10 protein-coding genes are annotated in these 11,177 nt (G+C 61.2%); 6 read left to right on the top strand and 4 right to left on the bottom strand.

Annotation, left to right across the window (positions count from 1 at the left end):
- Positions 1 to 276: 276 nt before the first annotated feature.
- The gene (gene purT / locus GJA_RS11845) at positions 277 to 1,485 is read right to left on the bottom strand and encodes a formate-dependent phosphoribosylglycinamide formyltransferase (RefSeq protein ID WP_038499626.1); all 1,209 of its coding nucleotides are present in this window, start codon (positions 1,483 to 1,485) and stop codon (positions 277 to 279) included.
- A gap of 53 nt (positions 1,486 to 1,538) precedes the next feature.
- A complete protein-coding gene (locus tag GJA_RS11840; RefSeq protein ID WP_038492393.1) occupies positions 1,539 to 2,243 on the bottom strand; it encodes a glutathione binding-like protein in 705 nt (234 codons plus the stop codon).
- Between the two features lie 171 nt (positions 2,244 to 2,414).
- On the opposite strand from GJA_RS11840, the gene GJA_RS11835 reads away from it, so the two are divergent.
- From GJA_RS11835 to GJA_RS26175, 5 genes are all read left to right on the top strand, one after another.
- Positions 2,415 to 3,872, top strand: coding sequence for a sensor histidine kinase (locus tag GJA_RS11835; protein ID WP_051780712.1), 1,458 nt, complete (start codon positions 2,415 to 2,417; stop codon positions 3,870 to 3,872).
- The gene (locus tag GJA_RS11830) at positions 3,869 to 4,495 is read left to right on the top strand and encodes a response regulator transcription factor (protein WP_038492387.1); all 627 of its coding nucleotides are present in this window, start codon (positions 3,869 to 3,871) and stop codon (positions 4,493 to 4,495) included. The genes GJA_RS11835 and GJA_RS11830 overlap by 4 nt, the downstream gene beginning before the upstream one ends.
- 137 nt (positions 4,496 to 4,632) lie before the next feature.
- Positions 4,633 to 5,037, top strand: coding sequence for a response regulator transcription factor (locus GJA_RS11825; RefSeq protein ID WP_038492384.1), 405 nt, complete (start codon positions 4,633 to 4,635; stop codon positions 5,035 to 5,037).
- Positions 5,034 to 7,049: a putative bifunctional diguanylate cyclase/phosphodiesterase gene (locus tag GJA_RS11820; RefSeq protein WP_242404523.1), complete on the top strand. Its 2,016-nt coding sequence runs from the start codon at positions 5,034 to 5,036 to the stop codon at positions 7,047 to 7,049. Before GJA_RS11825 ends, GJA_RS11820 begins: the two co-directional genes overlap by 4 nt.
- A gap of 555 nt (positions 7,050 to 7,604) precedes the next feature.
- On the top strand, positions 7,605 to 7,973 hold the full coding sequence (locus GJA_RS26175) for a DUF1036 domain-containing protein (RefSeq protein ID WP_051780710.1): 369 nt from the start codon (positions 7,605 to 7,607) through the stop codon (positions 7,971 to 7,973).
- Positions 7,974 to 8,205: 232 nt separating this feature from the next.
- On the opposite strand, the gene GJA_RS11810 is transcribed toward GJA_RS26175, so the two are convergent.
- Positions 8,206 to 8,751, bottom strand: coding sequence for an ATP-binding protein (locus GJA_RS11810; protein ID WP_242404521.1), 546 nt, complete (start codon positions 8,749 to 8,751; stop codon positions 8,206 to 8,208).
- Between the two features lie 63 nt (positions 8,752 to 8,814).
- Positions 8,815 to 10,284, bottom strand: a complete 1,470-nt coding sequence (locus GJA_RS11805) for a hypothetical protein (RefSeq protein ID WP_038492381.1) — start codon at positions 10,282 to 10,284, stop codon at positions 8,815 to 8,817.
- Positions 10,285 to 10,536: 252 nt separating this feature from the next.
- Here GJA_RS11805 and GJA_RS11800 point away from each other — a divergent pair, with 252 nt between their 5' ends.
- Positions 10,537 to 11,115: a recombinase family protein gene (locus GJA_RS11800; protein ID WP_038492378.1), complete on the top strand. Its 579-nt coding sequence runs from the start codon at positions 10,537 to 10,539 to the stop codon at positions 11,113 to 11,115.
- Positions 11,116 to 11,177: the final 62 nt, after the last annotated feature.

Genomic DNA, 11,177 nt, shown 5'->3' with positions numbered 1-11,177 from the left:
ATGACACTCCCGATAGGCGGTCTCCCGCACAAAAAAGTTAGTAATTCAGTATTTTTCGTGCGCCATTACAACCTAGAAATATTATTTCAGCAAGAGTGATTCGATTGAAATGAGTATCTATCGAACCGGCCCGGCAAGTGCGATGGATGAAATGCCCGGGGGAAATGAGGAGGATGGGGAGGGGGCGGCAAGGCGCGACATCGGGCTGCGCGCAAGATAAAAAAAAGCGGAGCCTGGCTGGCTCCGCCCCGGATGGTTCAAGACATCATGCCAGGTTCAGGACAAGACCGGCTTGACCTTGGACGCCGCCAGCTTGGCGCGCTGGCGCGCCGTGTCGATATCGGCGGCGCTGGCCAGCGCCACGCCCATGCGGCGCCGGGCGAACGATTCCGGCTTGCCGAACAAACGGAGATCCGCGCCTGGCACGCCCAGCGCGTCGGCCACGCCTTCGAAGCGGATCGCCGTGGCGTCGTGCTGGCCGTAGATCACGGCCGACGCCGCCGGCGAGTGCAGCGCCAGATTGACCGGCAAGCCGAGGATGGCCTTGGCGTGCAATTCGAATTCGCTCTGCACCTGGCTGGCCATGGTCACCATGCCGGTGTCGTGCGGGCGCGGGCTGACTTCGGAAAACCAGACCATGTCATCCTTGACGAACAGTTCCACGCCGAACAGGCCCAGGCCGCCGAGGTTGTCGGTCACTTTGCGGGCGATGTCGCGCGCGCTATCGAGGGCTGCGCTGCGCATCGGCTGCGGCTGCCACGATTCGACATAATCGCCTTGCACCTGCACGTGGCCGATCGGTTCGCAAAATTGCGTTTCGACCTGGCCGGCGGCGCCGATCGCGCGCACCGTCAGCAAGGTGATTTCGTAGTCAAAATCGATAAAACCTTCGACGATGACGCGGCCGGAATCGACCCGGCCGCCGGCCGCGGCATAATCCCAGGCGCCCGCCACGTCGGCGGCGCTGTCGAGTTTCGACTGGCCCTTGCCGGACGAGGACATGACCGGCTTGACGATGCAAGGGAAGCCGATCTCGGCGCAAGCGGCCTGCAATTCGGCCAGGCTGCTGGCGAAGCGGTACGGCGACGTCGCCACGCCGAGCTCTTCGGCGGCGAGGCGGCGGATGCCCTCGCGGTTCATCGTCAACTGCGCCGCGCGCGCGGTCGGGATGCAGGTGATCTTGCCGGCCGCTTCCAGCGCGGCCAGCGTGTCGGTGGCGATGGCCTCGATTTCAGGCACGATCAGGTCGGGCTGTTCCCGCGCGATCAGCGCGGCCAGCGCGGCGCCGTCGGTCATGTCGATCACATGGCTGCGGTGCGCCACCTGGTGGCCGGGAGCGTCCGGATAACGGTCGACGGCGATCACTTCGACGCCGAGCCGTTGCAGCGCAATAATCACTTCCTTGCCAAGTTCGCCCGAGCCGAGCAGCATCACCCTGGTGGCGGAAGGAGAGAGGGGAGTACCGAATGTGCGTGGAATAGTCATGGCCGGCATTATACCGTTACGCACGGCTTGGTTCCAGCCAGTAAGGTTATAGATTAGTCGCGTTTCGGCACATTCAAGCCCTTGACCACGGCCGGCCGCTGCACAAACGCATTGAGCACCCGCTGCACGTTCGGATAGCTGTTGAAGCCGACCAGCTCGCCCGCTTCGTAAAAGCCGACCAGGTTGCGCACCCACGGGAAGGTGGCGATATCGGCGATGCTGTATTCGTCGCCCATGATCCAGTCGCGGCCCGTCAGGCGCTGCTCCAGCACGTTCAGCAGGCGCTTGGTTTCGGCCAGGTAGCGGTCGCGCGGGCGTTTGTCTTCATACTCCTTGCCGGCGAATTTGTGGAAAAATCCCAGCTGGCCGAAGATCGGACCGATGCCGCCCATCTGGAACATCAGCCACTGGATGGTTTCGTAACGGCCGGCCAGGTCTTGCGGGATCAGTTTGCCGGTCTTGTCGGCCAGGTAAATCAGGATCGCGCCGGATTCGAACAGGGCCAGCGGCTTGCCGTCCGGACCGTTCGGATCGATGATGGCGGGAATCTTGTTATTCGGGTTCAGCGACAGGAATTCCGGCGACAACTGGTCGTTGGTGCCGAAGCTGACCAGGTGCGGTTCGTAGGCCAGGCCGCTTTCTTCCAGCATGATCGAGACCTTGACGCCGTTCGGCGTCGTCAGCGAGTACAACTGCAGCAGGCTGCTATCGCGGGCCGGCCATTTTTTAGTGATTTCAAAGTTCGACAGATCGCCCATGGCGCATCCTTTACATGATTCGGGTTGATTAAGCATTTTTTATGTTTTTTAACTTTATCACGTAGCGCGGCTGCGCGCTGGCGGCGGCTTTTTTCCACTATGCAGTATCGAGGTTGCGTGTGTGCACCTATCATTGTATTGTGCCAACTTCAAGCACCTACAAGGATGTGTATGTTACGCCCCGCGGTATCGTCGCTCCTGTCGAGCAGCCTGGTATTACTGACCCTGTGCATCTTCATCATGGATGCGTGGACCAGGCTCGATATCGCCATCGCCGTGCTGTATGTGGTGGTGATCCTGCTGTCGGCGCGGGTCTGCACGCGCAAGGGCGTGGTCGCGGTCGGCGCGATCTGCTGCATGCTGACGCTGGTCGCCTACGCGATCTCGCGCAGCGCCATCTTTTCCGCCGTCGCGCTGGGGCAGTTGCTGGTCAGCCTGGCGGCACTGGGCATCACCGCCTTCCTGACGCTGCGCAACCAGGCCGCCACCAACGCCTTGCTGGCACGCGAAGAGGCGCTGCGCCGCAGCCAGGCGTTCCTGGCCGGCACCCAGAGCATCAGCCGTACCGGCAGTTTCAGTTTCAAGCCGCCCGAGGGCCAGATGCACTGGTCGGCCGAGGCGGCGCGGATTTACGGCTATCCGGAGCATGTGATACCGACCATCGCACTGGTGCAGGAACGCGTGCTGCCGGAAGACGCCGGCCTGCTGCTGGCCGCGATCGAGCAGGGCTTGCGGGCCGATGGGCCGGTCGATATCCGCTACCGGCTGGTCTTGCCCGATGGCGAGCTGCGTTATGTGCATGTGCTGGCCAACCTGATCCGCGACGATGCCGGCCAGTATGAATACCTGGGCGCGCTGATCGATGTCACGGCCGAAATGCTGGCCGAGCAGGCGCTGCACCGCTCGCAAACCCAGCTGGCCCACGTTACCCGCGTGACCACGCTGGGCGAACTGGCGGCGTCGATCGCGCACGAAGTCAACCAGCCGCTGGCGGCGATTTCCGCCAATGCCGAAGCGTGCCTGCGCTGGATCGCACGGCCGCAGCCGGACTTGAACGAGGCCACCGCGGCGGTGCGCCGCATGCTGGACGCCAGCGGCCGCGCCGCCGCGGTGATCCATCGCGTGCGCTTGCTCGCGCGCAAGGGCGACCCGCAGCATGTGTTGCTGGACTTGAATGAAGTGGCCGAGGAAACCGCGCTGCTGGTCAAGCGCGAATTGAATAGCCACAACGTGGTGCTGGTGATGGAACTGGCGCCGGCGCTGCCGGCAATTCGCGGCGACCGCGTCCAATTGCAGCAAGTAATCATCAATTTGCTGATCAACGGCATGCAGGCAATGGCAAGCTGCGCGCCTGGCCTGGCCCTGCTGAAGCTACGCACCGGCACCAACGCCGACGGCGCGCCGCAACTGGGCGTCAGCGATACCGGCCCCGGCATCGCTGACGCCGATGTGCCGCAATTGTTCGACGCCTTTTTCACGACCAAGGATGACGGCATGGGCATGGGCTTGCCGATTTGCCGCGCGATCATCGAAGCGCATGGCGGACGTATCTGGGCCGAGCCGCGCCAGGCCAAGGGCGCGATGCTGCAATTTTCGCTGCCGGCCATGCGGACCGAGGCGGCGCGATGAGCGGCGATACGGCCATGGTGTTTATCGTCGACGATGACGATATGCTGCGCGAGGCGCTGTCCAGCCTGCTGCGTTCGACCGGCTTGCAGGTGGCGGCTTTTGCGTCGGTCGATGCATTCATGGCCTGGCAACGGCCGGACCTGCCGTGCTGCCTGTTGCTCGACGTGCGCTTGCAAGGGGCCAGCGGACTCGACTTCCAGGCCGAGCTGAAGCGCAACAACATCGCCTTGCCGATCGTCTTCATGACCGGTCATGGCGATATTCCGATGACGGTCAGGGCGATGAAGGCCGGCGCGCACGATTTCCTGGCCAAACCGTTCAGCGAACAAGACTTGCTGAACGCCGTGACGCTGGCGATATGGCATGATGGCGAACGGCGCCGCTGCATGCTGGGCCGACAAGACGTGGCGCGCCGGTTTGCCACGCTGACGCCGCGCGAATCCGAAATCATGGCGCTCGCCACCAGCGGCCTGATGAACAAGCAGATCGCCGGCCGGCTCGGCACCAGTGAAATCACCGTCAAGGTGCAGCGCGGCAATGCGATGCGCAAAATGCAGGCCAAAACTTTTGCCGACCTGGTGCGCATGGCTGAAGCGCTGGGCTTGAATCCACAGGCGAGCTGACCGCAGCCACTTGTGCTGGTGTGCTGGTTGTTTATACCTATGTATGATTCCACCGCGCGGCGGCTTGCGTTATGGTGCACCCTCGCGAAAGATGGGCACGGCATTCCCATTTGATCAGGCACGATTCGGGAGCTGCGGTGCGCACCAGACAACATTTACTTTATACTATCGCCATCGTCGACGATAACCACGATGTGCGCGAGGCGCTGCTCGGCTTGCTGCGCTCCTACGGCCACGTGGCGCTGGTGTTCGATTCGGCCGCCGCGCTATTGGCGTCGCCGGCGCTGGAGCATTGCGCCTGCATCGTCAGCGATGTGCAAATGCCGGACATGAACGGGCTGGAAATGCAGGCCGCGCTGCAAGCCGCCGGGCGCGATACGCCGCTGGTGTTTTTTACCGCCTTTCCGGACCCGGCAATACGCCAGCGCGCGCTCGACGCCGGCGCCACCTGCTTCCTCAACAAACCGTTCGATGTCCGCGCATTGATCGCCTGCATCGGCAAGGCCATGGACCGCCAGGCTTCGTGCGGGAAACAGGCATGATCCAGCGCCTGATGCTGGTGCAGGGACTGGCCGCCCGAATGCCGCGCATTCCGCGGCGCTTGCTGATATTCATTCACAACTGGCAGCGGACCGCGCGCCGCTATTACCGCTGGACCTTGTACGCCTTGCTGGCGGTGGTGCTCGGTTCCGGCATCGCCTTGTCGTTCGGCATGGAACACATGGCGCAGGAAGTGCGCCGCACCACCGCGCCGCTGCTGGAACGGCGCATTCCGCAACTGCGCTACCTCGGCAATTTCGAAAGCGCGGTATTGCGTTATCAATTGGCGTCCCATAAATATTATGCGCAATCGATTTCACGCGAACGCTACCAGGTTCTCGAAAGCACCGGGCGCAGTGAAATGGACAGCAATTTTGCCTTCCTCAAGGAAGCGCTCGGCGACAGCCTCCGCCTGCGCGACATCGGCGCCGCTTACCGCCACGTGGTCGCGTTGGCGCCGTCCTTTGAAAAGGCGATGCGCGACGATCCGGCCGAGGTGCGCCGCCTGCTGCTGGAATCGAACCAGACCGTCATGCATTTGCGCGAGCGCATCAATGCCTTGCGCGCGTTGACCGAAACCGAAGTGTTCGACGGCGGCTACCGCACCGGCCGGGAACTCGACGGCATCAGCCGCCAGGTGCATTTGTTCAGCTTGCTGGCCTTGCTGACCGCTGCCTTCATGATTTATCACGTGTGGGCCCGTTTCCGCATCGAAGATGAGCTGGAGCACCAGGCCGGCCACGATCCGCTGACGGCGCTGCCGCACCGCCGCTCGTTTGAAAAGCGCCTGCACAAGCTGCCGGCCGATGCGCACACCGTGGTGCTGGGCACCATCGACCGTTTTTCGCGCGTGGTCGGCGGTTTCGGCCACTCGTTCGGCGATGAAATGATGAAGGACGTGGCGCAGCGCATCCATCTGGTGGCCAAGCGCCATGGCGGCGAAGTGTTCCGTCTCGACGGCGCCAATTTCGCGATTCTGTACCAGTTGACGCAGACCAGCGTGTTCTTCCGTGCCGCCATATCGGCGTTGCAGGCCGATATGCGTAACCCGTTCCGATGCGGCAACCATGAAGTCTTCTTTACGCTCAGCCTCGGTTGCGCCAGTTTTCCGGAAGATGGGCGTACGCCGCAAACCTTGCTGCGCAACGCCGATGCGGCGCTGCATGCGGCGCGCCGGGCCGGCGGTGACATGCTCAACCGTTACACGCAGCAACTCAATGCGCAAGCCGACCAGCGCCTGAAAATGGAAGCGTTGCTGCGCCACGCGATCGACCGGGGCGAACTGGAATTGTATTACCAGCCGCAACAGGCGCTGGGACACGGCCGCCTGATCGGCTTCGAAGCGCTGGTGCGCTGGCGCCGCGACGGCTTGCTGGTATCGCCGGCCGAGTTCATTCCGCTGGCCGAGGAGTCCGGCCTGGTGGTGGCGATCGGCGACTGGGTGCTGGAACACGCTTGCCGCCAGATCGGCGTGTGGCAGAGCGGCATAGGGCAGGGCCTGGTGCTCGCCGTCAATATTTCGCCGCGCCAGTTCGCCCATCCCGACTTTTTGCCGAAATTAAAGCAATTGCTGAAACGCACGCGCATCGATCCGTCTTGCCTGGAGCTGGAAATCACCGAAACGGTGATGATGGAAAAGGCTGAAAGCTCGATCGTGCTGCTGCACCAGTTGCGGGCATTGGGCTTGAAACTGTCGATCGACGACTTCGGCACCGGCTATTCCAGCCTCGCCTACTTGAAGCGCTTTCCGATCAACAAGCTCAAGATCGACCAGTCGTTCGTGCGCCAGCTGGAAACCGACGCCAACGACAGCGCCATCGTGCAAGCCACCATCACGCTGGGCCATAACCTCGACATCACCGTCATCGCCGAGGGCGTCGAAAACGGCACCCAGCGCGAATTGCTGCGGCGCTGGGGCTGCGATGAAATCCAAGGCTATTATTATAGCCGGCCATTGACCGCCGCCGCCGCGCTGCAGTTTATTTACAGCGAAAACCTGCGCGAATCGGCATAAGCGGCTGATAAAACGTCCATGGCGGCGTTGCTCTTGCCTGGCCGTACCTTCGTAGGGGCGGCCACAGAATTCGGACAAAACTGTACGCTAAGGCCCGGCCTGCTCCCGGAACGGCCTGAATTTCCCTTCCTTCGGCCTCCGGTTCTGGCGCCACACACGCACGAAAGTGACTCGAATGTTCGGATCATCACGCTATTGGGGGCGAGGTAGTGGTCTATGGAACGTGCGAAGTGCGGAATCTTCCAACGTCACTGAGATCAAACACACACCTGAATAATATATGGGGAAGCGATGTCCACCAAATCAAACGATGGGGAACGTGTGCAGGAACGCACTTCGCTCGGCGGCGACACGCCGTCCGGTAAAGCCGACGCTGGCCAGGACGCGTATCCACGTGGACAGCGCCGGACCGCGACGGCGGACGCCCGGTCAGGGCATGCCGCAAGCCGCGAAGATTACAGCCACGTCGACACTCCACAAGCGCCCCAGGTCATGCCACGAGCGGTTCGGGCAAGGATCAAACCTTAACTCAAACGAAATAGTGGAGGAACGACCATGGGGCTCCGCTTGTGCAACAACTTCCCCCGTCCTATCTGGACGTCGATCATGTTTTACAGCCCGGAGTCGTGCGGCGGAGACGGTGGCGACTTTGAAATGATGGGCTGGTGGAAGATTGACCCGGGTGTATGCGCCCTGGTCTATGCAAACGACGTCGATGTGAATCGCTACTGGTATTTCTACGCAGACAGCTTTGACGGGGTCTTGTGGAGCGGACCATTCGGTGCCAACGTTTCCCTGGAGCGGTTTGGCGGAGACCAGTGGTGTTACGGCGCGCAGCGCAGCACCTCAGACCTGAAGCATATTAGCTACCGGGAGATCGATATCGGCGACGCCGAGGACTGCACGATAACCTTCGTTCCCTGATGTGTCCGTCAACTTTTTCAGTTGCGAGCGATCATACGCGCAGCACCGTCGCGCATCTCGCCAACGTGCGTGAAATGCCGAGTACTTGGGGGGAGAACACAGAATTCGCCCCGTTGGCCAAGTTAAATTCCCCCACCCCTGGCCAGGCCAAACTCCCCCAGGCAGGACAGTCCGGATTGTAGTCCATATTCCTGCCGCTGGCCTTGTCAGTCCTGCTTGACGTCGGCAGACGTCAAGCGCGTGAGCCGTGATGCCGCTCCTTTAGCCGGTAGCTTTTCCCCTCGAACTCCAGGATGTGCGCCCGGTGCATGATCTGGGCGAGGATAGTGGTCGCCATCGTGTTGTCGCCGAGGTACTTGCCCCAGTCCTGCACCACCCGGTTGGAGGCCACCACGATGCTGCGCTTGAGCTTGTAGCGCTGGTGCACCAGCGTCGGCAGTAGCTCTCCGGCCTTGTCGCTGATGCGGCGCGCCAGGAACAGGTCGTCGAGCACCAAGAGGTCGGCGTCAACCAGAGCGCGCAGTTGCTGCCGCAGTTCGTCGTCGCCACCGAGCGCGTAGGCGGCGAACGCGCCCTCGCCTCCAGGTAGCGCACGTTGTGTCCTTGCAGCGTGCCTTGGTAGGCCACGGCCTTGGCGATGGTGGCTCTTGCCCGTCCCTGGTCTGCCGATGATCAGCGCGTTTTGCCCCTCGGCGACGAACTTGAGGGTGTGCAGCTCGAAGCACGCAGCCTTTGGCAACTTGGGGTTGAAGCGCCAGTCGAAGTTGGCCAGCGACATGCGATCTTGAACCGGCGATCGCCGGCGCCGTGGTCTTGGTCGACCAGCCGCTGGCGACGGCATCTAGTCGAGCTCAAGGCAGCACTGAAGCTGATTGACGATAAAGCGCCAGCAGTTGCGCCCATCATCTTGCGTAAATTCCGGCTCACCTTGCATGTAGACATTCAGTAGGCCGATGTCCAGCATGCTCAAGTGCTCGTCCTTTGCCGCCGTGTACATGATGTTCTGAAGACCATCGTGACCGTAGTGGCATAGACCAAAGTAGTGGCCAAGTTCGTGTGCCAGGACATAGCGAAAAACCAGCGATGGCCAAGTTTCACGGTAGACGACGCTCGATCCCGTTCCGTTCTCACCTGGCATGACCGAAAGCGTCGCGCAGCATGAGTCGGTACGCCCGAAGTTCGCGCAAGGCGAAAAGAGGTCACGTCCCTCGGTGTTGCCATGGTTGCCCTCGGTGATCTGGAAGAGGGCAAGTGCTAACGCCGTGCATTCCTCTCCACTGCCTTCGCCGGTGCGCAACCCGCGCCGGATCACAAATAAGCCTTGGTGTTGGTCGGCTATCGAGAACGCATACTCAGACTTCTCTTTGATCTCTAAGGTTAAGAATTCCGTATCGGTGATTGCCGTGCCTTGATCCCAGTTAAGGTGAATCCCGAGCTTCTTGTGCTTGCGCGTTGCGATGTCAATCTGCTCTGAGACGACAGTGCGCCGCATAGCGTAGACGCGAAGACGCCTTACACGCGTGCGGTCTTGGTCGGCCAGGTACTCGTTGATCACGCTGCGCGTGACAGGCCATACCGTGTCTTTGCCGTCCGCTCCTACAGAGCGCACCCACGCTCGTGGGCGAAACACGTCCAAACTGCTGAAGCTCAACAGACCGGCCAGTGCGTATAGGTCGAGAGTGCCGTCGTTGTGCCACTGCCAGAGCGGCGTATTCGCGCTGTCCAGCATGAGAGTCCGGTGTTGCGCATTGACCTTGAGACCCCAGTTCGCCTGATCCAGCTTCAGCTTGCTTTTGATACGGTCGCGCGCGGCGGGATTGCTGGCGTAGTTTGTGTCGATCAAGTTCGTCACGAATTCACGCAGCGATTCGCGCTGAAACTGATTGCGTATGCTTCCTATGAAGTAGCCTCCAAAGATGAATCGTCCGGCGTCGAGAACTACATCCACAGCGGCAAGAAAGTAGTCCCCGATCGTCCTGATGGCACCGGCGAAATCCAGTCGCAAGACGGCACCTACGAACCGACCGAAGATTCGCACGAAGCTGAAAAGGTCGTGGCCGATGTCCCTGATGAAGTTGATGAAGCCATTGATGAACCCGCCCAAGATCTTTGCGAAGAAGCCGACGATGGGTCCGAGGTGCACAGCAATGAACGTGACGACAGCATCGACCACATCTCCAGCGGCATCGGTTGCCGCATTCACCACATCCTCGGCCGCATCGGCTACTACATCAACTACGGCCTCAGCAACATCACCGACTGTACTAGCGGCTGATGAGAGCGCATCGCCGATGTCGTCAAATATGCTCACGCGAAATCCTCCTAGGATTGTGCGTCGGAATTCCAAAAACGGCCAGCGCGCGATGCTCACAAATTAGCACACTTGCATGTATAACTACTACTGTACGTGATCTTCAAGTTCGATGTGTGACGTAAAACAAGTGTTTGGCGACAGGCTGGCAGGCAACATCTGGATGTTGCCCGCAAAGGCTGGTAAAGTGTACGGAAAACTATGTCGTTTTGGTGTCGCATACGACAACCACACTTCATAGGTTTTCCGCACATGCTTGTCGGGTACATGCGAGTTTCGTCCGAGTCGGACCGCCAAAATACCAACCTCCAGCGCGACGCCTTGCAGGCCGCGGGTGTCGATGTCCGGCACCTGTTCGAAGATCGAGCGTCCGGAGCAAAGGATGATCGACCAGGATTAACGAAGGCGCTTGCATTCGTGCGACCTGGCGATGTGCTTGTCGTATGGAAGCTGGACCGACTCGGGCGCTCATTGCCGCACCTGCTCTCCATCGTGAACACGCTGAAAGGCAGACAGGTCGCCTTCCGGTCGCTCACCGAAGGAATGGACACTACGACAGCGTCCGGAGAATTGCTATTCCATGTTTTCGGTGCGCTAGCCCAGTACGAACGGGCCTTGACCACGGAGCGCGTGACCGCCGGACTCGCTGCCGCACGCCGGCGCGGGCGTATGGGCGGCCGTCCTCCAGCCATCACCGGCGAGAAGTTGGAGTCCATCCTTGCCGCGCTGAGCGGCGGCATGTCCAAGGCCGCCGCATGCCGAACCTTTGGCGTCAAACGAACCACGCTAATTGAAACAATCGCGCGCATTGGAGGCGCCGGGCCAACATGAGGAGCCTGTGCTCCTCAAAAGTGGCGTGACGCAGGGCGCGCCGCTCGATACTTTCCGCAACC

It is taken from the genome of Janthinobacterium agaricidamnosum NBRC 102515 = DSM 9628, from assembly GCF_000723165.1.
In the GTDB taxonomy this organism is placed as follows: domain Bacteria; phylum Pseudomonadota; class Gammaproteobacteria; order Burkholderiales; family Burkholderiaceae_D; genus Janthinobacterium; species Janthinobacterium agaricidamnosum.
The sequence above is the reverse complement of the archived record's forward strand: the minus strand, read 5'-3'. Positions and strand labels throughout refer to the sequence as shown.